Origin of the sequence: Paraburkholderia strydomiana (genome assembly GCF_031456815.1) — a bacterium.
Classification (GTDB): Bacteria; Pseudomonadota; Gammaproteobacteria; order Burkholderiales; family Burkholderiaceae; genus Paraburkholderia; species Paraburkholderia caledonica.
This window is the reverse complement of sequence record NZ_JAVDVL010000002.1, coordinates 320,716-343,321: the sequence shown is the minus strand read 5'-3', so window position 1 is coordinate 343,321 and position 22,606 is coordinate 320,716. Positions and strand designations below refer to the sequence as shown.

23 protein-coding genes are annotated in these 22,606 nt (G+C 63.2%); 13 read left to right on the top strand and 10 right to left on the bottom strand.

Going from position 1 to position 22,606, the window contains the following annotated elements:
- The first annotated feature begins 97 nt into the window (after positions 1 to 97).
- Positions 98 to 598 carry an Lrp/AsnC ligand binding domain-containing protein gene (locus tag J2W46_RS07140; protein ID WP_013340120.1) on the top strand — a complete coding sequence of 167 codons (501 nt, stop codon included), beginning with the start codon at positions 98 to 100 and terminating at the stop codon, positions 596 to 598.
- An 85-nt stretch (positions 599 to 683) separates the two neighbouring features.
- Positions 684 to 1,829, top strand: a complete 1,146-nt coding sequence (locus tag J2W46_RS07135) for a PA0069 family radical SAM protein (RefSeq protein ID WP_310352471.1) — start codon at positions 684 to 686, stop codon at positions 1,827 to 1,829.
- A gap of 21 nt (positions 1,830 to 1,850) precedes the next feature.
- Here the strand turns inward: J2W46_RS07135 and J2W46_RS07130 are convergent, their stop codons facing one another.
- A complete protein-coding gene (locus J2W46_RS07130; protein ID WP_310352469.1) occupies positions 1,851 to 2,318 on the bottom strand; it encodes an NINE protein in 468 nt (155 codons plus the stop codon).
- A 240-nt stretch (positions 2,319 to 2,558) separates the two neighbouring features.
- Positions 2,559 to 3,641, bottom strand: coding sequence for a PQQ-dependent sugar dehydrogenase (locus J2W46_RS07125; protein WP_310353076.1), 1,083 nt, complete (start codon positions 3,639 to 3,641; stop codon positions 2,559 to 2,561).
- Between the two features lie 259 nt (positions 3,642 to 3,900).
- Between J2W46_RS07125 and rpsP the strand changes: the two genes are divergently transcribed.
- The 6 genes from rpsP to J2W46_RS07095 all read left to right on the top strand — a co-directional run bounded on the left by rpsP (position 3,901) and on the right by J2W46_RS07095 (position 8,234).
- A complete protein-coding gene (rpsP, locus tag J2W46_RS07120; protein WP_006400702.1) occupies positions 3,901 to 4,155 on the top strand; it encodes a 30S ribosomal protein S16 in 255 nt (84 codons plus the stop codon).
- Positions 4,156 to 4,275: 120 nt separating this feature from the next.
- Positions 4,276 to 5,034, top strand: a complete 759-nt coding sequence (gene rimM / locus J2W46_RS07115) for a ribosome maturation factor RimM (protein WP_310352467.1) — start codon at positions 4,276 to 4,278, stop codon at positions 5,032 to 5,034.
- 38 nt (positions 5,035 to 5,072) lie between these two features.
- Positions 5,073 to 5,840, top strand: coding sequence for a tRNA (guanosine(37)-N1)-methyltransferase TrmD (trmD, locus tag J2W46_RS07110; RefSeq protein WP_310352466.1), 768 nt, complete (start codon positions 5,073 to 5,075; stop codon positions 5,838 to 5,840).
- A 146-nt stretch (positions 5,841 to 5,986) separates the two neighbouring features.
- The gene (gene rplS, locus J2W46_RS07105; RefSeq protein ID WP_020069334.1) at positions 5,987 to 6,373 is read left to right on the top strand and encodes a 50S ribosomal protein L19; all 387 of its coding nucleotides are present in this window, start codon (positions 5,987 to 5,989) and stop codon (positions 6,371 to 6,373) included.
- A gap of 91 nt (positions 6,374 to 6,464) precedes the next feature.
- A complete protein-coding gene (locus tag J2W46_RS07100) occupies positions 6,465 to 7,181 on the top strand; it encodes a CoA pyrophosphatase (protein WP_310352465.1) in 717 nt (238 codons plus the stop codon).
- A gap of 114 nt (positions 7,182 to 7,295) precedes the next feature.
- Positions 7,296 to 8,234, top strand: a complete 939-nt coding sequence (locus J2W46_RS07095; RefSeq protein WP_020069336.1) for a CobD/CbiB family protein — start codon at positions 7,296 to 7,298, stop codon at positions 8,232 to 8,234.
- A gap of 191 nt (positions 8,235 to 8,425) precedes the next feature.
- Here J2W46_RS07095 and J2W46_RS07090 read toward each other — a convergent pair whose 3' ends face one another.
- The 3 genes from J2W46_RS07090 to J2W46_RS07080 are packed head-to-tail and all read right to left on the bottom strand — an operon-like array spanning position 8,426 to position 10,996.
- Positions 8,426 to 8,746, bottom strand: coding sequence for a putative signal transducing protein (locus J2W46_RS07090; protein WP_087752516.1), 321 nt, complete (start codon positions 8,744 to 8,746; stop codon positions 8,426 to 8,428).
- A gap of 1 nt (position 8,747) precedes the next feature.
- On the bottom strand, positions 8,748 to 9,740 hold the full coding sequence (rsgA, locus tag J2W46_RS07085) for a ribosome small subunit-dependent GTPase A (protein WP_310352461.1): 993 nt from the start codon (positions 9,738 to 9,740) through the stop codon (positions 8,748 to 8,750).
- Positions 9,737 to 10,996, bottom strand: a complete 1,260-nt coding sequence (locus tag J2W46_RS07080; RefSeq protein ID WP_131321481.1) for a M48 family metallopeptidase — start codon at positions 10,994 to 10,996, stop codon at positions 9,737 to 9,739. The genes rsgA and J2W46_RS07080 overlap by 4 nt, the downstream gene beginning before the upstream one ends.
- A gap of 144 nt (positions 10,997 to 11,140) precedes the next feature.
- Here J2W46_RS07080 and orn point away from each other — a divergent pair, with 144 nt between their 5' ends.
- Positions 11,141 to 11,752: an oligoribonuclease gene (orn, locus tag J2W46_RS07075; protein ID WP_020069340.1), complete on the top strand. Its 612-nt coding sequence runs from the start codon at positions 11,141 to 11,143 to the stop codon at positions 11,750 to 11,752.
- 1 nt (position 11,753) lies between these two features.
- Here the strand turns inward: orn and mog are convergent, their stop codons facing one another.
- A complete protein-coding gene (gene mog, locus J2W46_RS07070; protein ID WP_310352457.1) occupies positions 11,754 to 12,404 on the bottom strand; it encodes a molybdopterin adenylyltransferase in 651 nt (216 codons plus the stop codon).
- Complete coding sequence (gene yjgA / locus J2W46_RS07065) at positions 12,385 to 12,996, bottom strand: ribosome biogenesis factor YjgA (protein ID WP_088173629.1); 612 nt, start codon at positions 12,994 to 12,996, stop codon at positions 12,385 to 12,387. Before yjgA ends, mog begins: the two co-directional genes overlap by 20 nt.
- 256 nt (positions 12,997 to 13,252) lie before the next feature.
- Here yjgA and pmbA point away from each other — a divergent pair, with 256 nt between their 5' ends.
- A complete protein-coding gene (gene pmbA / locus J2W46_RS07060; RefSeq protein WP_020069344.1) occupies positions 13,253 to 14,623 on the top strand; it encodes a metalloprotease PmbA in 1,371 nt (456 codons plus the stop codon).
- 124 nt (positions 14,624 to 14,747) lie between these two features.
- Here the strand turns inward: pmbA and J2W46_RS07055 are convergent, their stop codons facing one another.
- The gene (locus J2W46_RS07055) at positions 14,748 to 15,248 is read right to left on the bottom strand and encodes a dihydrofolate reductase (protein WP_020069345.1); all 501 of its coding nucleotides are present in this window, start codon (positions 15,246 to 15,248) and stop codon (positions 14,748 to 14,750) included.
- Between the two features lie 692 nt (positions 15,249 to 15,940).
- On the opposite strand from J2W46_RS07055, the gene J2W46_RS07050 reads away from it, so the two are divergent.
- Together J2W46_RS07050 and J2W46_RS07045 are read left to right on the top strand one after the other, a co-directional pair.
- The gene (locus J2W46_RS07050; protein WP_020069346.1) at positions 15,941 to 17,335 is read left to right on the top strand and encodes a sigma-54 dependent transcriptional regulator; all 1,395 of its coding nucleotides are present in this window, start codon (positions 15,941 to 15,943) and stop codon (positions 17,333 to 17,335) included.
- A 233-nt stretch (positions 17,336 to 17,568) separates the two neighbouring features.
- Positions 17,569 to 18,540 carry a thymidylate synthase gene (locus tag J2W46_RS07045; protein ID WP_020069347.1) on the top strand — a complete coding sequence of 324 codons (972 nt, stop codon included), beginning with the start codon at positions 17,569 to 17,571 and terminating at the stop codon, positions 18,538 to 18,540.
- Between the two features lie 87 nt (positions 18,541 to 18,627).
- On the opposite strand, the gene J2W46_RS07040 is transcribed toward J2W46_RS07045, so the two are convergent.
- Positions 18,628 to 21,216 (bottom strand): DUF6600 domain-containing protein, encoded by a 2,589-nt coding sequence (locus J2W46_RS07040; protein WP_310352449.1) that lies wholly within the window; start codon positions 21,214 to 21,216, stop codon positions 18,628 to 18,630.
- Positions 21,217 to 21,367: 151 nt separating this feature from the next.
- Complete coding sequence (locus J2W46_RS07035; protein ID WP_310352445.1) at positions 21,368 to 22,081, bottom strand: ArsR/SmtB family transcription factor; 714 nt, start codon at positions 22,079 to 22,081, stop codon at positions 21,368 to 21,370.
- 176 nt (positions 22,082 to 22,257) lie between these two features.
- Between J2W46_RS07035 and J2W46_RS07030 the strand changes: the two genes are divergently transcribed.
- Complete coding sequence (locus J2W46_RS07030) at positions 22,258 to 22,401, top strand: hypothetical protein (RefSeq protein ID WP_310352442.1); 144 nt, start codon at positions 22,258 to 22,260, stop codon at positions 22,399 to 22,401.
- Positions 22,402 to 22,606 lie beyond the last annotated feature (205 nt).

Below are 22,606 nucleotides of genomic sequence, written 5' to 3'. Positions count from 1 at the left end.
ACGAGGTGTAACGCGGTTCGCCCAGTGTTAACCGCTATACTATGGTCGAGCCTGCAGGTTTTGTTATTGTATTTTTGCGATTTTCAGAAGAAACACTATGCGTACGCAGCGCCAGCCGGTCCGAGCTCTCGACAAGCTCGATCACAAGATTCTCCGTCTGCTGCAGCAGGACGGTCGCATGGCCATGAAAGACCTCGCGGAGCAGGTCGGACTGTCGGTCACGCCGTGTATCGAGCGTGTCAAGCGCATGGAGCGGGACGGCGTCATTACCGGCTACTACGCGCGCGTGAATCCAGCGGAACTGGGCGCGGCACTGCTGGTATTTGTGGAGATCACGCTGGACCACAAAAGCGGCAACATGTTCGACCAGTTTCGGCGTGAAGTTCAGAAAATCCCCGAAGTGCTCGAATGCCACCTCGTGTCAGGTGACTTCGACTATCTGATCAAGGCGCGGATCGGCGAAATGGCCGACTACCGCAAGCTGCTGGGCGACATCCTGCTGCAGCTCCCCGGCGCGGTGCAGTCGAAAAGCTACGTGGTTATGGAAGAAATCAAGGAAACGCTGACCATTCCCGTCGGCGACGAAGCCACGCGCTAGTTTTCCGCAGGGCTCGACAAACGGCGCAAATACTGTATATTTATACAGGTGTTTTGCGCCGTTTTTCATTAGTCTCCTGCTAGCCGTGACCAAATCCCACGTCTCTTCCGTCCGCGAGTTTCCAATCGCACCGCCAGCGCCTCGCAAGGGGCGCGGTGCGGTAACGAACTTGCAGGGACGCTACGAAGTCGACCACCGCGAAGCCGTAGACGACGGCTGGCTTGCGGTCCCGGACGAAGAGGAAGCACCGAAGGTTCTGCGTACGCAGGTTTTCGAGGAAAGGGCGAAGAGCATCCTCACGCGCAATAGCTCGCCGGATATCCCGTTCAGCGTGTCGCTCAATCCGTATCGTGGCTGCGAACACGGCTGTATCTATTGTTTCGCGCGGCCCACGCATAGTTATCTCGGGCTTTCGCCGGGACTCGACTTCGAAAGCCGGATCTATGCGAAGGTCAATGCGCCTGAATTGCTGGAGCGCGAACTTTCGAAGAAATCGTATGAGCCCGAGCCAATCGCGCTCGGCGTGAATACCGACGCCTGGCAGCCCGCAGAGCGCGATTGGCGGCTCACGCGCCGCGTGGTCGAGGTGCTCAGCGAGCGGAATCACCCATTTGCAGCGATCACGAAGTCGTCGCTGATCGAGCGCGATCTGGATCTGCTTGCGCCTATGGCGGCTCGTGGCCAGTTTATGGCAGCCATCACGATCACTACGCTAGACGCGGATATCGCCCGTACGCTGGAGCCGCGCGCGGCTACGCCCTCGCGGCGGCTGCGAACCATCCGCACATTGAGCGAGGCCGGCATTCCGGTCGGCGTGAGCATTGCGCCCGTCATTCCGTTTGTCACCGAGCCCGACATGGAGCGCGTGCTCGAGGCGTGCGCGGAAGCCGGCGCCAGCAATGCGAGTTATATCGTGCTCCGCTTACCGTGGGAGGTCGCACCGCTTTTCAAAGACTGGCTCGCTGCGCATTTTCCCGATCGCGCTGAACGGGTCATGGCGCGCGTGCGCGATATGCGCGGGGGTAAAGACTACGACTCGTCTTTTTCTGCCCGCATGAAGGGCGAAGGTTTGTGGGCCGATCTGCTCAAGCAGCGTTTCCACAAAGCGGTGCGCCGTTTAGGCCTGAACCAGCGCGACCGGGGCATTCTGGATATGTCCCACTTCCGGCGAAACGAGGCGCAGCGGGTTCCGGCGGCAGTTCGCGACAATCCGCAACTCGATCTGTTCTAGCGGATTGCGCGGCGCGCCGGATTATTGCGACAGCGCTTTGGCCGCCTGAACTTGCCCTTCGAAGTAGGTCTGGAAGGAAATGGCGAGGCCGGTCATTAACAGGAAGGCCCCGATCAGCAGCGAAAAGATCACCACGAAGATTACGGTCCAGCCCGATCGGCTCGTGCGCTGCGTGTGCGCGTTGAACTGCCTGTCCCATTTTTCGTCAGGGCGCAGACCGTAGACGATCGCGGCGAGGAATGCAGCCAAGAGCGAGACGGCGCCAGGAAACGCCAGGACCCAGCCTAGCATTGAGGTGCGTTCGCTCGCCACGAGCAACATCGCGCCTGGAATGCCGATCAGCGTGCCGATTACGTGAGCCCAGCCGAAAAGGTCGCGCGGTCCGTACAGGTAAAAGCGATGTGCGCCGAGGGTGCCCAGGAAAAATGCCAGTGCGGCGGTGATAGTTTTGGATCGAAAGTAAGTCGAGGTCGAAACTGGCTTGGACATGTAGGCGAGAGCAGAGTAACGGGCGGTCAGTAACGCGGGCCGAAGGGGTAGTCACGGAGCGGGCACACCGTTGCCGCGGACCGTCGCGCATTCTACGCCGCTCGCGTGCGGCCGGTCACGCGGCGTACGGCCTCAGGGGACGCGGGCATGTTGCCGTCTGGCTTGCTGGTTCCTGTGTCGCGCACCGCGAGACCAGATTGACTGCTGGCCCACTGAAATGTGGAGCGGCCGGACGGGCGTTCAAGGCGCAGAGTAAGTGACGCGATAGATAGCGCCGGCGTAGTCGTCGCTGATAAGCAGGGACCCGTCGGGCAGCGGCAGGACATCGGCCGGGCGGCCCCAGACGGTTTCTCCCGGCTGGAGCCATCCTTCGGCGAACACTTCCTGACGCGCATGACTGCCGTCCGGCTCCGTGACGACGCGCATCACGCGGTAACCGGACTTCTTGCTTCGGTTCCAGGAACCGTGCTCGGCAATGAAAATGTTTGCGCGGTAGTCGGGCGGAAACATGGAGCCGCTATAGAAGCGCATGCCGAGCGCGGCCACGTGCGCACCTAGCTTGGCGACGGGCGGCGTATACGCGCTGCATGGGTGACCCTCGCCGAATTCCGGGTCGGGAATGACGCCGGCGTGGCAGTACGGAAAGCCGAAGTCCATGCCGACGCGCGGGGCGCGGTTGAGTTCGTCGTCGGGTGCGTCGTCGCCCAGCAGGTCGCGACCGTTATCGGTGAACCATAGCTCGTGCGTCGCCGGATGCCAGGCAAACCCGACCGTGTTGCGTACACCGCGCGCCACGACTTCGTAATGATTGCCGTCCGCGTCCATGCGGCCGATCATCGCGTAGCGGTCTCGGTCTTTCTCGCAGACATTGCAGGGCGCGCCTTGCGGCACGTAAAGCTTGCCGTCCGGTCCAAAAGCAATGAATTTCGCGCCATGATGAGTCTCTGTCGGCAGTTTGTCCGTCACTACGACTGGTTTGGGCGGCGCATTAAGGCGCGTATCAATCGAGTCGAAGCGTAAAATCTTCGACACCGCGGAGACGTACAGCGCGCCGTTGTGCCAGGCCACGCCGACCGGAGTCTCCAGCCCCGAGGCCACCACATGGCGCGCGGTTGCGCGTCCGTCCTGCAGCTGGAGCGCGTACACGTGGCCGTCGAGGCTGCCTATATATAGAACGCCTTTCGGCGACAACGTCATGGCGCGAGCACTCGGTACGGCGTCCGACAAGACCTCAATGCGAAAACCGGCCGGCAGCTTGATACGTTCAATAGGCAGCGCGGCAAACACATTGCACGCAAAGGAGGCCAGGAGTGCTGCCGCCACCGTGCGAAAACCGCGACAGAGCGGGGCGTTAGCGGTGCGACGGGCGAAGTAGAGGAGTACGAGAGCGGCTCGGGACAGTGGTTTCACAAGGCGTTCCGTCAGGTTGTTTGGGCTTCTGGGCGCCGCCGACCACCCGCGCCGTATGGGCGGCGCAACCGCGCTGCTCAGTTTATCCCGGTAAGTGTTTGTTATGGCGTCAGTTTCCCGCTATAATCGCGTGTTTCAGTCGTTCCGAACCCCGGTTTTCAAGGATTCTAGTATGGTCATCATCCGCTTGGCTCGTGGCGGCTCCAAGAAGCGCCCGTTCTACAACATCGTCGCAACTGATTCGCGTAACCGTCGTGACGGCCGCTTCATCGAGCGCGTTGGTTTTTACAACCCGGTCGCTACGAAGGGCGAAGCCCTGCGTATCGCTCAAGACCGCCTCACGTACTGGCAAGGCGTTGGCGCACAACTGTCGCCGACCGTCCAGCGTCTCGTGAAAGAAGCGCAAAAGGCGCAGCCGGCTGCTTAATGGTAGCTCGCATGCGGATCGTCGTCGGTTTGCCCGGCGGCTCGTGCAACTCGCATGAGCAGTCCGATACGCAAGATTTTTTGCCGAAGCAGGCGTCGAAGTTCGTTGTGAGGCTCAATCATGTCCGAGCGTGATTCCGGCAGTTCAGGTCGCGTAAAGGCCAAAGAGCCGACACAAGAGCCGCCGAAAGGTGCGAGCTCACGTGCGAAGACGTCTGGTCAGGCGCCATTCGGTGCATTCGTCCGCAAGCCGGTCGAGCGGACCGAAGGCAAGGCGAAAGCCAATGTTGCAAACGCCGGTTCCGAGGCAGCAGCAATGCGCGCGGAAACGGCGGAGAGTTGGCCGGCCGACGCGGTCGAAGTCGGCGCAATCGTCGACGCATACGGTCTCAAAGGCTGGGTCAAGGTAGCCGCTCATGCGGATGCCGGCCATGGCGGCGACGCTTTGCTCAGTGCAAAGCGCTGGTGGCTGATGAAAGGCCGCGAGCGGCAGTCGGCGCCGTCATTGCAGGCGAAAACGCATAGCGACAGTGTGGTGGCCCATCTGGGCGGCGTCACTGACCGTGATGCGGCGTTGTCACTGCGCGGCTCTCGCGTCTATATCAGCCGCAGCGAATTCCCGGCGCTGGAAGCCGACGAATTCTACTGGGTCGACCTGCTCGGCCTGGATGTGGTGAACCTTGCCGGCGTCAACCTGGGCAAGGTGGCAGACATGATCGACAACGGTGCGCATTCGGTGTTGCGCGTCGAATATGCGGTAGCCGACAAAGTCGGTAAGCCGGTCACCGCCGAGCGTTTGATCCCGTTCGTCGGTGTGTTCGTCAAAACGGTGGACCAGGCGGCAAAGCAGATCATCGTCGACTGGGAAGCTGATTATTGACGGTTCAGCAAATCAAGTTCGCTAAAACGGAGAGAGCGATGCAGTTCGATGTCGTCACGCTCTTTCCCGAAATGTTTCGTGCGCTGACCGACTGGGGTATAACCAGCCGGGCAGCAAAGCAGGAGCGCTATGGGTTGCGAACGTGGAATCCGCGTGATTTCACAACCGACAACTACCGCACAATCGACGATCGCCCATACGGCGGCGGCCCCGGCATGGTCATGCTGGCCAAGCCGCTGGAAGATGCGATTGGCGCAGCTAGGGCGGCGCAGGCGGAGCAGGGCATCGACGCGCCGCACGTTGTGATGATGTCGCCGCAAGGCGCCACCTTGAATCACGAGCGTGTCATGAAGTTCGCCGCGCAGCCAGGGCTAATCTTGCTGTGCGGGCGCTACGAAGCGATCGATCAGCGTTTGCTCGACCGCGTTGTAGACGAAGAAGTCAGTCTTGGCGACTTCGTGCTGTCGGGCGGAGAGTTGCCCGCCATGGCCTTGATGGATGCGGTCGTGCGCCAGCTGCCGGGCGTGCTCAATGATTCGCAGTCGGCGGTGCAGGACAGTTTTGTCGACGTGCTGCTCGATTGTCCGCACTACACGCGGCCCGAGGAATACCAAGGCGTGCGCGTGCCTGATGTGCTGCTTGGCGGCCATCACGCGGAGATCGAAGCGTGGCGTCGACGCGAGGCCTTGCGGAACACGTTGCACAAGCGGCCTGACCTGATCGTCAAGGCTAGAAAAAACAAGATGTTGAGCCGTGCCGACGAGGCATGGCTTGCAAGTCTCGCGAAGGAAGAGCCGAAGGCGTAAAGCTTCGGTCTTTCGAGCGGACACCAGGCGGCGCCGCACATGCGTGTACGGCGCCTGATGTGAACCCATCCTCTATCGGGGCCGTAGCCGGGCATTTTCATGCGAGGCAGGTACGAACGCCGACAAGATGGACTTAGGAGTCAGTGATGAATCTGATTGCAAAACTCGAGCAGGAAGAAATTGCGCGCGCCCTCGGCGAAAAGACCATTCCCGAATTCGCTCCTGGCGATACGGTGATTGTCAGCGTGAACGTGGTTGAAGGTACGCGTAAGCGTGTTCAGGCTTACGAAGGCGTCGTGATCGCCAAGCGTAACCGTGGTCTGAATTCGTCGTTCATCGTCCGTAAGATTTCGTCGGGCGAAGGCGTCGAGCGTACGTTCCAGACGTACTCGCCGCTGCTGGCAAGCATCGTCGTGAAGCGTCGTGGCGATGTGCGTCGCGCGAAGCTGTACTACCTGCGCGACCGTTCGGGCAAGTCGGCTCGAATCAAGGAAAAGCTGGTCTCGAAAGACCGCGCTGCTTCCCAGGCGTAAATGCTGTAAGAAAAAGCACCCCTCGCGGGTGCTTTTTTGTTTGCCAGGTCAAAATAGCGGCATCGCCTCTACCGCTCACTCGAGAGATCCGTTGATCCGCCCCGCCTTTGAACCTGAAACGTTGCCTGTCGAAGCGACCGGCGCCCACTTGCCGCCAGTGCCCGCGGAGCGTCTTACGCCCGATGGCCTGCGCCGCCGTTTCAAACAGCATCTTTGCTGGACACCCGAGCCGATCGTCGAGGCGCCGTGGCGCAATGCTCAGGGCGATCCGCGTGTCGCCTCTGTACTGGTCCCGCTGGTAATCCGCGCAAATGGCCTGACTGTGCTGCTCACGCAGCGTGCCGACCATCTCAACGATCACGCAGGCCAGGTCAGCTTCCCCGGCGGCCGGCAGGAACCGTTCGACGCAGACGCCACAGCCACTGCTTTGCGCGAAGCGCAGGAGGAAGTCGGCCTGGCGCCGTCGCGCGTGGAAGTGCTTGGCGCGCTGCCCGACTATCTGACGGGCACGGGTTTTCGCGTGACGCCGGTAATTGGCCTCGTGCATCCGCCGTTCGCATTGAAAGCGGACGCGCTGGAGGTCGCAGAAGTATTCGAAGTGCCGCTCGCATTTCTGATGAACCCGGCGCATCACGAAGAACGCGTGTTCCGGTACGAAGGAGGCGAACGGCGTTTCTTCGCTATGCCGTACCCGCGCGGCGCGTCATTGGAAGCGGCTGAAAGAGACGACGGCACGGGCAGCCACTATTTCATCTGGGGCGCGACGGCCGCCATGCTGCGCAATTTCTATCGCTTTCTAATGGCTTAAGGCGAGGTGACGCGCATGGTCGCCCGATGTTTGGCAACGACCTCGCTCAGCGGCATCCGACCCTGTGCTATCGTTATGAAACAATCGTAAAACTCGAAAAGCACGGCGCATCGCATGACTTTTTTTTCCGTATTGCTGGCTCTGATCATTGAACAGGTGCGCGCACTGTCGCCGAACAATCCGGTATCCGCGCTGCTTCAATACCACGCGGAGTCGGCGGCGCACGGATTCGATGCAGGCAAGCCCAAGCACGGCCTTCTTGCGTGGCTCGTCGTAGTGGTGCCGTGGACGCTCGTCGTCGCGCTCGTCTACTACGTTCTGTACAACATCCATTTCGCGCTTGCGTTCCTGTGGAACGTCGCGGTGCTGTACTTCACGCTCGGCTTTCGCCAGTTCAGCCATTACTTTACGGACATTCATCTCGCGCTCAATAACGACGATGTGCCGCGCGCCCGTGAAATTCTGAACGAATGGACCGGCCTCGACACGCTCGACATGCCGGTCAGCGAAATCGTGCGCCATACGCTGATTCACGCAGTCGTCGCGTCGCATCGCCACGTTTTCGGCGTGTTCTTCTGGTTCCTGATTCCGGTCGGGCCCGCAGGCGCGGTGCTGTATCGCATCGCCGAATATTTGTCGCGCACGTGGGCGCGTCCGGTGGACGACCGTACCATCGCGTTTTCAAGTTTCGCGCAGCGCGCATTTTTCGTGATCGACTGGGTGCCGGCGCGGCTTACGTCGCTGGGGTTTGCGATTGTCGGAAATTTCGAAGACGCGATCTATGCATGGCGTAACCACGCGCGTCAGTGGCCGGATGCGAATGACGGCGTGTTGCTGGCCGCCGGCAGCGGCGCGCTCGGCGCGCGTCTGAGCGGGCCGCTCGCAGAGCCGTCGAGTCTCGACGCGCTCGCCACCGGCGACGGCGGTCCCATGCAAGTCGGCGACGATTGCACGCCGCGCACGCTGCAGTCGGCCGTCGGGCTGGTGTGGCGCGCAGTCGTGTTGTGGATGATCCTGTTGCTCATGCTGACTATCGCCGTGTGGCTCGCTTGACCGCACACGCATGCGAACAAAAAAAGCCGGGTCGCCCCGGCTTTTTTTACGTCCTTCTCCGGGCTCAGGGGCGCTTTGAAAGCTAGGGTCCGCTGAGACCGAGCATCGACCACGCCGCGTCAGTCTGAACAGCATCGCATGAAGCGCATCAAGCGCACCAGCTCGTGTGCGTACTGTGTGTGAGGCGCGAATCACCCGTCCAACGGATCGCGCGCCGTACCGCACTGCCAGCACACGGTGAATTGCGCTTCGAGCCTCTCGCCGCACTGTCGGCACTGCCAGCCCGGCGCACCGGCCGCTGGACCTTGCGATGCGGCATCGATCAAGCGCCGCGCCACGGCCTCGTCGCGATCGTCGACAAGCCAGAGCTCAGGAGCGCACTGATCGGCGGGAATATCGCCGAGCGCGCCGTTCAGATAGCGGTTGTGCAACTCGCACGGAATGCCGGCCGCGGCCAGCACATTGACCCAATGCTGTCCGATGATCAGATTCGGCGCGCGCATCAGCCTCATATCAGCGAACGATCTGACTGGCTTCGTGCACCAGTTGCGCGTACAGCGCATGGCGTTCGCGGCGGATACGGCCATCGGCAACCGCCTCGAGGATCGCGCAGCCCGGCTCTTGCAGGTGATGGCAGTTGTAGAAGCGGCAATTGGGCAAGAGCGGCCGGAACTCCGGAAACGCGCGTTCGAGCCGGCCTTCGGTCATATGATGCAGGCCGAATTCCTGGAAGCCCGGCGAGTCGATCAGTGCGCCGCCTTCGCCATCCACGCTGCGAGTATGGTGCGCGTTGTCCGCCGTGTCATTGCGGGCGAAGTGCGGCAGCGGATAGAGACGCGTGAACGTCGTCGTATGGCGGCCGCTGTTCAGCGCCGTCGAGATCTCGCGCGTGGCGACTTCGGCGTCCGGAATCAGCAGATTCACGAGCGTGGACTTGCCCATGCCGGACTGGCCGAGCAACAGCGTCGAATGACCGCGCAAGTGTTCGATCAACGCGGTGCGAGCGGCCTCGGGTTGGGCCTTGATCGACACTTCCACCACCGTGTAGCCGAGCGCGCGATACGGCTCCAGCCGTTTGCGAGCGCCTTCGAGCGCATCGGTCACGTCGATCTTGTTCAGCACGATCAACGGCTTCAGCTCGTTGGCTTCCGCTGCGACGAGCGCCCGGCCGAGCAGGTCTTCGCTGAAATGCGGCTCTGTCGCGAGCACGATCAGCAACTGGTCGAGATTCGCGGCGAACAGCTTCGACTTGTACTGATCCGAACGATAGAGCAGATTGCGCCGCTCGCCGATTTCGACGATCACGCCCTGGTCCGCAGAAGTGGGCTCGTAGATCACGCGGTCGCCTACCGCGACTTCGCTGCGCTTTCCGCGTGGGAAGCATTGGAGCATCGGGCCGCCGTCTTCGGGTGCGACGAGATAGTGGCGGCCATGTGCGGCCACCACGAGGCCGCCTACGCGCGTGCTGGACGGCGCGCGCGGCGCTTTCTGAGGGCGGCCGCTCATGCGTGGCGCAACAGTCGGTCGATCCGCTGCGACGCAGGCGGATGCGAGTAATAGAACGCGGTGTAGAGCGGATCGGGCGTCAGTGTGGACGCATTGTCTTCATACAGCTTGACAAGGGCGTTGACGAGGTCTTGCGCGCGGGTTTGCGTGGCTGCGAATGCATCGGCCTCGAACTCATGCTTGCGCGACGTGAGACTGCCGAGCGGCGTCACAAAGAACACGAACACAGGCAGTGCAAGGAAGAACAGCACGAGCGCGAGTCCGCTATTACCGCCGACTAGCGACGGCCGCACGCCCAGCCCTTCATAGAACCACACAGACTGCGCGAGCCAGCCGAGCAAGGCGAGCATGGCGAGGCTGAGCGCGAACGTGACCAGCATCCGCTTGATCACGTGACGGCGTTTGAAGTGGCCGAGTTCGTGCGCGAGCACGGCCTCGATCTCGCTGCCCGACAGACGCGCCAGCAGCGTGTCGAAGAACACGATCCGCTTGGCCGCGCCGAAGCCGGTGAAATACGCGTTGCCATGCGCCGAGCGGCGGCTGCCGTCCATGACGAAAAGGCCTTTGGCCGCGAAGCCGCAGCGCTTCATCAGCGCCTCGATGCGGCTTTTCAGCGCTTCGTCCTTGAGCGGTTCGAATTTGTTGAAAAGCGGTGCGATGAACGACGGGTACAGCACCAGCACGAGCATCTGGAAGACGACCCAGACGATCCACGTCCACAGCCACCAGAAGCTGCCCGCCTGGTTCATCAGCCACAGTACGACGAACAGCAACGGCAGACCGAACGCGGCGCCTAGCAAGACGCCCTTCAACCGGTCGACGATGAAAATGCGCTTGCTCATCCGGTTAAAGCCGAAGCGTTGCTCGATCACAAACTGCCGGAAGTAATCGAACGGCAGGTCGATCGCGCTGGTAATCGCGATCACGGCCGCGACCAGTGCGATCTGCCCGACGTAGCCGCGGCCGAGCCAGTCCGTAATCGCCAGATCGAGTGCCTGCACGCCGCCTAGCAGTGTCAGGCCGATCAGCACGGCGGCGCCGACGACAATTTCGATCATCGTGAGACGTGTGCGCTCGACGGTGTAGTCGGCGGCGCGCTGGTGCGCGCTCAGCGCGATAGTGCCGGCAAACTGGCTCGGCACCTGCTCGCGATGGCCGGCGACGAAGCGGATCTGCCGCGACGCGAGCCAGAGTTTAGTGCCGACCATCGCCACGACGGCGACGACGAACAGAACGGTGAAGTACAGGGTAGGCATCCGTGGATTCCGTGGTATCTATGCGAGAATTATATGTTTCTTCCCGCCTCGCAGCGGGGACATGCTCAAACCATCTCAAACGACCAACCGCCGCAGCAATGGGGCTTCCCGCAAGCTTCCTGCCCGGCCATCAGGACTCCCTTCATGACCGACATTCCCGAATCCGCGCAACCGCTGCCGCTCGTGCGCAGCGACATGAATCTCATCTGGCTGGACATGGAAATGACCGGACTCGACCCGGATTCGGACCGCATCATCGAAATTGCGGTGGTGGTGACGAATTCGACACTCGACAGAATGGTCGAGGGCCCGGTTCTGGCGATTCATCAGAGCGACGAGACGCTCGCCAAAATGGACCAATGGAATCAGAACACACACGGCCGGTCGGGACTGATCGACCGCGTGAAGGCATCTACGGTGAGCGAAGCCGATGCCACCGAACAGATTCGCAATTTTCTCAGCACACATGTGCCACCCGGCAAGTCGCCGATGTGCGGCAACTCGATCTGCCAGGACCGCCGCTTCATGGCGCGCTGGATGCCGGAACTGGAGAGCTTCTTCCATTACCGCAATCTCGACGTCAGCACGCTCAAGGAGCTGTGCCGACGCTGGCAGCCGGCAATCTACAAGGGTTTTCAGAAGCGCGCGCTACATACGGCGCTTGCCGACATTCACGAGTCGATCGACGAACTGAAGTACTACCGGGAGCACTTCCTGATTCCGCCGACGCCGGACGCCTCCCTCAACGCGGAATAAGCTAAGCCTGCCGGGGGGCGCGCACCGCGCTCTTCGGCCGGAACGCCTTCACTACTTCCGCGTTGGTCTCCACGTACGGCCCGCCGATCAGGTCGATGCAGTAGGGGACCGCCGCAAAGATGCCGGGCACCTTCACCGTGCCGCCGGCGTCGGCATCGCGCAAGCCTTCCAGCGTTTCCTTGATCGACTTCGGCTGACCCGGCAGGTTGACGATCAGCGCCGCGTGATCCGCCGTCTCGCGGATCACCGCGACCTGGCGCGACAGGATTGCGGTCGGCACGAAATTCAGGCTGATCTGCCGCATCTGTTCGCCGAATCCCGGCATTTCCTTCGTCGCGACCGCTAGCGTGGCCTCGGGCGTCACGTCGCGCCGCGACGGGCCCGTGCCGCCCGTAGTCAGCACGAGATCGCAGCCGACTTCATCGACGAGTTCCGTGAGCGTTGCCGAGATGGTCGGCGCGTCGTCCTGAATCAGGCGCGTGACCACTTGCCACGGCGAACTCAACGCGGCGCCGAGCCACTCCTGCAACGCCGGAATGCCTTTGTCTTCATAAACGCCGGTGGATGCGCGATCGCTGATCGACACGAGGCCGATCAGGATCTCGTCGGGGTGATTGCGCTTCAGCTTGGTGTCAGGCGTCGCGGTCGTCATCGTCGTCTTCCAGTGCGTCGTCGGCATCGGAATCGCTCGCCGCTGCGGGTCCGTCCGCGTTCTTGATCCACTGGAACAACTCGCGGAAGTAACGCGGCGGCTTGTTCTGCTCGGCTTCCTTGCGGGCGTTGCGGATCAGCGTGCGGCCCTGCTGTGGATCGGCATTCGGATGCTGGCGGATGAAATCGGTCAGCGCGGCGTCGTCGGCAAGCAGTTTCTCGCGAGTGCGCTCGATCCAGTGCAACTTGGCCGTTTCCGCCTTGTTGACACCGTTGTAAGTGTCGAGCGCGGTGCGCAGCGCAGCGGTTTCTTCGTCCAGCAACGAGCGCATCACGCGCCCGACGTACTGCACCTGACGGCGCTTGCCTTCGTGATCGGTGATGCGGCGCGCCTCGCGCACGGCGTCGTCGAGCTTTTCGGGCATCGGCATGCGCTTGAGCGCGTCTTTGGGCAGCGCGATCAGCGCCGAGCCGAGTTCCTGCAGCTCGTGCATTTCGCGCTTGAGCTGCGACTTGCTCGGACGGTCGTAGCCGTTTTCGTCGACTTCCGGCTCGGCGGATTCGATGGGTTGAATGCGGGTTTTGCGTGTCATGCCGATATTGTAGCGTGCCAGGCCCGACGAACCGGCTGCGCCGCCGTGCACGGCGACCGACATCGCCGGAAGCGGGCAGCGAATGCCAGGTGCAGCAGCGCTTAGCTTGATATGATCGCGGGATGCGTGAGTGCGCTCGAACGCACGGCAAACGCAGACTGACGCGCATACGAGCAGCGCATATGAAGCGCACTGAACGGCGCGGCATGTGCGAACACCCAAGGGCCGCTCGGCCCCGAACAGGACGGCAACGACAATGGCAGCAGACATGGACGTCAAGCAGCGCTTTTTTCCGCATACCCAAGATGAACTGAAGGAAATCGCCTCGGACATCCTTCGTCACGCGAAGTCGCTCGGCGGTACCGACGCGGCAACCGAAATTTCCGAAGGCGACGGGCTGTCCGTCTCCGTGCGGCGCGGCGAAGTCGAGACGATCGAACATAACCGCGACAAGATGGTCGGCGTGACCGTGTTCATCGGCAACAAGCGCGGCAACGCGAGTACTTCCGACTTCTCGTCACAAGCGCTGAAGGACACGGTCGCGGCCGCGTACAACATTGCCCGCTTCACGGCGGAAGACGATTGTGCGGGTCTCGCCGAGGCCGAGTTGCTCGAGACCGAGCCGCGCGACCTGGATCTCTACCATCCGTGGAATCTGTCCGCCGACGAAGCCGTGGAAATCGCCCGTCGCGCGGAAGACGCCGCGTTCGCCACCGATCCGCAAATCAAGAACTCGGAAGGCGCGAGCGTGTCGGCGCAGCACTCGCAGTTCGTGCTTGCCACGTCGCGCGGTTTCCTCGCCGGCTATCCGTACTCGCGTCATTACATCGCCTGCGCGCCGATTGCCGGCAGCGGCCGCAACATGCAGCGCGACGACTGGTACACGTCTACCCGTAGCGCGGAGCAACTCGCCGACCCCGAAGCGGTCGGTCGTTACGCGGCGCAGCGCGCGCTTGCGCGCATCGGCGCGCGTGGCCTCGACACGCGCAAGGTGCCGGTGCTGTTCGAAGCACCGCTCGCCGCGGGTCTGCTCGGTGCGTTCGTGCAGGCTACGAGCGGCGGCGCGCTGTATCGCAAGACGTCGTTTCTCGTCGATAGTCTCGGCAAGCCGGTGTTCGCGCCGCATGTGCAGATCGTCGAAGATCCGCACGTGCCGCGTGCCATGGGCAGCGCGCCGTTCGACGAGGAAGGCGTGCGCACGCGGCAGCGTTCGGTGGTGAAAGACGGCGTCGTGGAAGGCTATTTCCTCTCGACCTATTCGGCGCGCAAGCTCGGCATGCAGACTACCGGCAACGCGGGCGGCTCGCACAACCTGTCGCTGCTCAGCTCCAACACGCGTGCGGAAGACGACTTCGAAGAAATGCTCAGGAAGCTCGGTACAGGGCTGCTGCTGACCGAACTGATGGGCCAGGGTGTCAACTACGTGACGGGGGACTATTCGCGCGGCGCGTCCGGCTTCTGGGTCGAAAACGGCAAGATCCAGTATCCGGTCGAGGAGATCACCGTCGCGAGCACCTTGCAGGAGATGTTTCGCCATGTCGTAGCGATCGGCGCGGACACGATCACTCGGGGCACCAAGCAGACGGGCTCGGTGCTGATCGAACGGATGACGATCGCCGGGCAGTAAGCGGTTTTCCAGCGTTGTAACGGTACAGACGAAAACGCCACGCAAGTTTGCGTGGCGTTCTGCTTTTTCGGCGTGCTTCGTTCCGCTTTTGTCAGCGCGCTTCACTGCGCTCGGGCGCCTTACGTCACCGGCTTTTGCGCTTGTATGTGACGAACGCGTAGTCGAAATCGTTCGGTGCATGCGCGCGATGCGTTTCGTGTGCGACTTCTTCCCACTCGTTCGGATCGACCGCCGGGAACGTCGCGTCGCCGTCGAAATCGGCGGAAATCTCCGTGACGATCATCTTGTCTGCAAGACGCAACCCTTCCACATACAACTGGGCACCGCCGATCAGAAACGCTTCGGGCGCCTGGTCCTGCGCGGCGAGCTTGAGCGCTTCGCCGAGCGTGGTGGCCGCGTCGCAACCCTGGAAGCGCCGACCGGCATCGCGAGTCACGACAATGTTGCGGCGTCCCGGCAACGGCCTGCCGATCGACTCATGCGTTTTGCGGCCCATGATGATGGGCGCGCCCATGGTGGTCCGCTTGAAAAACGCGAGGTCTTCGGGGAGTCGCCAGGGCAACTGGTTGTCGCGGCCGATCACGCCATTATTGGCGCGAGCAACGATCAGGGTGAGCGTCGTCATCGAATGGAAGAGGGAACATAACCCGCCTGATTCTACCTGACGCACACGCTCCGGCCGCCGCTCTGGCGTGATCCATCGAGCGGCGACGCCCAGCGGCACCGGCCGAAAAATGCCGCGCGTACTGCGACATCGGCTGAATCCGCGCAATAAAAGCCGATTGAGTGGCGAGTCTTCCTATACAGCGATTGGCGAACATCTCGGACCGCTCGCAAACCATTGGTGCATTGGTGAACAACGTTCCCGTCACCAATCAGATAAAGTAGTGGCACAGGAAACTATGCAGGTTGAACCCGCCAGAAGAAAATACCTATTAGATGCTAATTGAAACGGTACGATCTACCTGCGTTCCTACGTATGAGAAAAGCGCTTCCACATTTCGTAATTCGTAAGTTGATTACTTATTTATCGGCGTGGACGCCTTGCTGGGCAAGGGCGGGCGGATTAAATTCGCATAATTGTTTTCCAAGCCGCGCGCGTATAGTAAGCTCTCGGAAAGAGCTTCAATTTTAAAAAAAGCCCGCTAACGGGCCGTCTCAAACACACACGCCGCTTTCTGGGGATCAGCTGTCCGCACGGAATGGAATGGCCGTTCGGTTTTTGCTATTTGCGAATCCCGAATGTGCCAGCGTGTCTGAATTGCGGTTCAGGTGCGTGCATCATCCTTAACGTTCGTTGACGAGAGGATCTGAATAATGGAACCCGCAACGCGGCAACTGATTTACGTTTCGCGAGAGCCAAGCGCGGAACTGAACACCCGCTTCCACCAGCGTGGCTGGAATGTCGAAGTGGTGGGATCGGCGCGCGACGCGCGCCGGGCCGTACGCGCCGGTTCGGCAGCGGGTGGCCTGCTCGATTTATCGAGCCATTTCCAGCCGCATGAAATTGCAGCATTCGAATCCTGCCTGACCATGCCGAACGTCGGCTGGGTCGCCGCGACCATGCCTGGGCAACTCCAGGACGCAGCGCTGCGCCGTCTGGTACGCGATTATTGTTTCGACTATGTGACCGTCCCTTACTCCGGCGACCGGATCGTCGATTCCGTCGGTCACGCATACGGCATGATCTCGCTCGGCGAACCCGCTTCGAACGATGCATCGCAGGGCGCCGAAGGTGAAATGGTCGGGTCGTGCGACGCAATGCTGGCGCTGTTCCGCTCCATCCGCAAAGTGGCGATGACTGACGCGCCGGTCTTTATCTCGGGCGAGTCAGGAACGGGCAAGGAACTGACGGCTGTTGCGATTCACGAACGCTCGGCGCGGCGCAACGCGCCGTTCGTACCGATCAACTGCGGCGCGATTCCGCCGCATCTGCTGCAGTCCGAACTGTTCGGCTACGAACGGGGCGCGTTTACCGGTGCGAATCAGCGCAAGATCGGCCGCGTGGAAGCGGCCAACGGCGGCACGCTTTTCCTCGACGAAATCGGCGATCTGCCGCTCGAAAGTCAGGCGAGCCTGCTGCGCTTCCTTCAGGAGCGCAAAGTCGAGCGGCTGGGCGGCCATAGCGCGATCGACGTCGACGTGCGGATCATTTCCGCAACGCACGTGGATATGACGGCTGCCATGATCGAAGGACGTTTCCGCTCGGACCTGTATCACCGCCTGTGCGTGCTGCAAATTGACGAACCGCCGCTGCGCGCGCGTGGCAAAGACATCGAGCTGCTCGCGCGCCATATGCTGGAGCGTTTCAAGAAAGACGCGAGCCGGCGCCTGCGCGGTTTCGCACCCGACGCAATCGCCGCTTTGCACAACTACGGCTGGCCGGGCAACGTGCGCGAGCTCATCAACCGCGTGCGTCGTGCGATTGTGATGTCCGAAGGACGCGCGATCACGGCGCGCGATCTCGAACTCGCCGAGTACGTGGAGATCGTGCCGGTGTCGCTCGCGCAGGCGCGCGAAGCGGCCGAGCGCCAGGCGATCGAGCTTGCACTGTTGCGTCACCGTGGACGTCTTGGCGACGCAGCCCAGGAACTCGGTATCTCGCGTGTCACGCTGTACCGGCTGCTGTGCTCGCACGGCATGCGTCATATGGAAAGCGAGCCGCTGGCGTCGCCGCACGGCACGTTGCCCGCATCGGTGCCGCATCTCTGAGGTGCGGCCACACGCAACGGTTGTGAGCTGGCCGCTCCGCAGCGGCCTGTAGACCGGACGGGCCGCGACGCGTCGGCCTCGCCGTGGTTTTCGCGCGGGGCTCGTCGCACCAGGCCGCCTTCCTTCCATAGTCTCTCGCAAGCGGTCGGCGCCCGCCGGACGCGCTTGGTAAAATCGGGTTTTCCGCTCAATCTCGCGGCGCACCGCTTCCGGACCGCGTCGAAGGAACCCGCATGAAACAATACCTCGATCTCGTCCGCACGATTCTCGACACTGGCACGTGGCAGGAGAATCGCACCGGCATCCGTACCATCAGCATGCCGGGCGCCATGTTGCGCTTCGATCTACAGCAGGGTTTCCCGGCGGTCACGACGAAAAAGCTGGCGTTCAAGTCGGCCGTGGGCGAACTGGTCGGTTTCCTGCGCGCGTCGCGCAGCGCCGCCGATTTTCGCGACCTCGGCTGCAAGGTGTGGGACGCGAACGCCAACCAGAACCCGCAATGGCTTGCCAATCCGTATCGCGAGGGCCCCGACGACCTGGGCGACGTATACGGCGTGCAGTGGCGGCAGTGGCCGGCCTACAAGGTGCTCGACGCCAGTGCGAGCGCGCAGCTTGCGGATGCGACCGCGCGCGGTTTCCAGGTGATCACTGAATTCGACGAGAACGGTAGCCGCAAGGTGCTGCTGTACAAGGCGATCGACCAATTGCGTCAATGCCTCGACACCATCATGCAGAATCCGTCGGACCGGCGAATCCTGTTTCATGCGTGGAATCCTGCGGTTCTGGATCAGATCGCGTTACCGGCTTGCCATCTGCTGTACCAGTTCCTGCCGAATGTGGCGAAGCGCGAAATCTCGCTGTGTCTGTACATCCGCAGCAACGATGTCGGGCTCGGCACGCCGTTCAATCTGACCGAAGGCGCGGCCCTGCTGCATCTGGTGGGACGCTTGACGGGCTACACGCCGCGGTGGTTCACGTACTTCATCGGCGACGCGCACATCTACGAGAACCAGTTGGACATGCTGAAGCAGCAGCTCACGCGAGAGCCCTATGAAAGCCCCAAGCTCGTCATTTCCGAGCGGGTGCCGGACTACGCGAAGACCCACGTGTACGAACCGGAATGGCTGGAAAAGATAGAGCCGTCGGATTTCTCGCTGGTCGGCTACCGGCATCACGAGCCGCTCACGGCGCCCATGGCTGTCTGACGCGCCTGACCAAAAAAGCCTCCGCGATTCCCATCGCGGAGGCTTTTTGTTTTCTGCCGACGGCAGACTGCTCGCAGGGAAGGGCGCTTAGCCCTTGTGATGCTCGTCGTGGCCACCGGCCGAGCGCTGCTCGCCGTGCTGCTGTGGCTCAGGACGCGGCTGCTGCACTTGCTGCGGATGAAACTCCTGACGCGGCGCCTGCTGAGCTTGCGGTTGCGGACGCGGTTCAGGACGCGGCTGCTGCGCCTGCTGCGGATGAAACTCCTGACGCGGCGCCTGCTGAGCTTGCGGTTGCGGACGCGGTTCAGGACGCGGCTGCTGCACTTGCTGCGGATGAAACTCCTGACGAGGCGCCTGCTGAACTTGCGGTTGCGGACGTGGTTCAGGACGCGGCTGCTGTTGAACCTGCGGCCGCTCGACCGCTCCGGCGCGCTGCGCGGGCTGCCGTTGATCTTGCGCCGCATGCTGCTGTTGCCCCATCGCCGGATTTTCCACGGGGCGCGGCGCCTCGCGTGACTGCATCGCTGGATTCCGCTGACCTCCTGGCTGCTGCGACCACTCCGGCCTTGGCGTCTGCGCCTGTTCACCGCCTCGCTGACGACCCTGCTGCGCTTGCTGGGCCATAGGCATATGCGGCTGCGTCCACGCCGGCTGCTGACGCCCATCCGCGGCAACTGACTGGCCCTGCTGCTGAGCCGGTTGTCGAGCCGGTTGCTCTGCCACTCCGCGCTGTTGTGCCACGCCCGGGTTGCCGCCGTTCGCCTGCGGCGGCCGCGGCACGCCGTTCGGCGGGGCACCTGCTGCGCCAACCTGCTGCCCATTCCACCGCAGGGGCGCGCCGGGACGCTCCGGCTGGGCGCCCGCGCGCCCCGGCTGAACGGCGACAGCCGCGTCGCCTGGACGGCGCCCGGCCTGCGGCACGTTGTTCTGCGGCTGGCCCGGGGCGCCCGGCGCGGCCAGTCCGCCCGGTCCCGGCTGAAGAACTGGCGCTCCCGCCGCCGCCCCCGGCATTCGTCCCGGAAGATGCGACTGGACGACCCGCACGTTCTGCACCGGCAACGCACCGGGCCCACCCGACATGTGCGCCGGGACCGACGTCCGAACGATGGGCTGCCCGGCGCCCGGCACGCGTCCACCGCTTTGCGCGAAACGCTGCGCGAGGCCATCGCGGTAGGCGGGCGGCATCGACGGACTACGCGTCGCGACGACTGGACGTGTCATCACCCCCGCCGGCGGCCGGTAGTTCGCGTTGCGCAGACCCGGCCCGTAACTCTCGCGCACCGGCGCGATGCCCGGGGCGCCCGGGTTGATCCGCGCATTGCGCCACTGCGCGGGATCCACCTTCTGCGCAAAGCGCCCCACAGGCTGTCCATGCACGAAAGCCGTCGCCGGAACCGCCGTCACAGCGCGCGGCGCCCGGTAGTTGACGTACGTGTTGTGAATGTTGGTGATATTGCGGTTGTAGTTGTTGATGACCGTCGTCTGATTGACGCGTTCGTAGTAGCGCGGGCTCCAGTGATCGTGGTCGCCCCAGTGCGGATGCCACCGTTCGCCCGGTCCGAGCGGGAACCACGCGACGCCCGCGGCCATCGCACCGCCAATCGCCAGGTTCACGCCCCAGTCGACTCCGCCGCCTCCGCCACCGCCGCCGACGAAAGCCACTAGCGCCGGCGCATAGACTGGCGGCGCGCTGACCACGACCGGGCCCGGCACCCATGCCCAGGAGTCGTCGACGTAGGCCCAGCGGCCGTAGTGATACGGAGCGAACCCCCACGGTGCGTCGTCGACCCAGGTCCAGCCCCAGGGCGCCTGCCATACCCAATGTCCGTCGTGGTAAGGCGCCCAGCCGGCGGGCGTCGCGCGCGGCACCCAGACCTCGCCGTACTGTGGGCTGCTGCGCCACGTACCGTTGGCGTCCAGATCCTGATAACCGGGGATTTCGCGCGATACATAGCGCGCCGATACCGAGCGGTTTTCGGCGGCGTCGCGGCTTGCGGCCCATTGGTCGAAGCCGTCGGGCCCCGGCGCGCCATTGTCGGCAAGCGTTCGCAAAGAAGTGCCGGCAAAGCGGATCTGCTGGCCGGCCGCGATCGCCACCTGGGCGCCGTCGCCATAAACCGTCGCATTGCCGTTGCGAACGGTGACGGTGGTGCTGCTGCCGTCCGGCGCGACGTCGACGCGGTAGTCGCCCGGGCCGTTCAAGCCGAGCGCGAGGTTCGGCGTGTCGATTTCATACGACGACCCCGGCGGCAGTTCCCGCACATGCGCCGACAACGTCCCTTGCGCGACCTTCAACTGCGCGCTGTTGTCGTCGAGACCGAGGATATCCAGGCTCGTCGACTGGCCGAGACGCACGGCGGTCGAGCCGATATGCAGCTCGGAACGCGCGTTCTGATCGTTCCACAACTGGTCGCCGGTGGTGAGCGGCCGGTTGATCTGCGCGTACGACCAGTCGGCGGCGCCGGCGGGCTCGGTGGTCACGGTTCCGGCCATGTAGTTCAGCCGCGCGACGCGCCCGGGCGGATCGCTGTCCGCAGCGACGCCCTGCGGCGCCGGCGCGGCTTGTTGCGCGAGCGCGGCCTGCGCGGCGAACAGGAAGGCGGCTGCGGCGATCAGCGAGTAGCCGATGGTGCGACGGGTTGACGAGGTTGTCGATGGTGAGGTCGTGGTTCTCATGATTGTTCTCCGACGGACGATGCACGTGCAGCATCCGTGAACCACTGTACCCGCGCCGTTTGTTTCAAGACGCCCACTTTTGTAAAGCCTGGTGGCGACTGGTAACAAAAGGTCTCTATCAGGCCGCGTCGGGCTCCGAGCCCGCAGTCACTCATTCGGCCAGGAAGGCGTCGAAGTGTCGGTGTCCGGCCGGCGTGATGCGCAAGATCCGCGGCCGTTCGGTCCGTTCGACCCAGCCGTGCGCGGCCCACGAGTCGAGCAGCGCCGCCCCGAGCGCGCCGCCGAGATGCGGGCGGCGTTCGCTCCAGTCCGGGCAGGTGCACGCGAAGCGGCGCCGGCCGCTGCGCTGCGCGGACAGGTCGATGCCCCAGTCGGAGAAGCGGGCGGCCCCCTCCGGTGTGGCTTCGAGCGACGCACCGTTCAAAGCCAGCACTCCTCGTCCGACGAGCCGCTCGAACACGCGTACGGACAACTCGCCGGCCATATGGTCGTAGCAGGTACGTGCGTAGCGCATGTCGGTCGGAACGGTGCGCACGGGGCGTGGCACCGGGCGCTGCGGCGCGCTGACTTGCGCGACGTTGGCGAGCGCTTCGATGGACGCCGCGATGTCGGCCGACGCAATGCGGAAATAGCGATGCCGGCCGCGCACTTCGAGCGCGAGCAGACCTCCCTCGGTCAGGCGCGCGAGATGAGCGCTGGCCGCCGACGGCGACAGTCCCGCGATCATCGTCAGTTCGCCGGCGGGGCGGGCGCTGCCGTCCATCAACGCCCACAGCATGGCTGCGCGGCCGGGATCGGCGAGGAGCGCGCCAATGCGGCTCAGGCCGGGAAAATGATTGTGTTCGTCTGCGAGGCTGGCGGGCATGACGCGTCTCCGTATCTGTCGGTCTTCGATGCGCGTGGCGCAACGTACGATGCAACCACTTTACCTGGCAAATGCATTCGATGTTTCACCCTGACGTGAACCGTCGATTGCAGCGCGGCGCATGCGCCTGAAGCGCCAGGCTAGAATCGGAGCCTGTCTTTGCAGGATACGCAGTCATGAAAACAGTTCTGGCCGTTGTCGTTTGCATCGTCTTGCTGGGCGCCTGCGCTCAAGGCGGCTCCGGCTCGGCATCGGGCGCGAGTACCGGCAGCGTGACCATGTACGGCACGATCGACGAAGGCATCACCTTCCGCAAATAGAGGCGTCGTCGGCCTCGTTGCCTCTTTCGGCAAGCATCGAATTGGCAGAAACTGATGCATCGTTGTCATTACTGCCACGCGCAGTCGGGTGACGATGTGGTTTTCGCCAAGTGAGCACTCGGCGGCTCAGCTCAGTCAGGCCAGTCAGGCGATTTCGAGCCGTGGCGGCGAGTGCGGGCCGCTTGTGCCGCTTGTGCCGCTCCTG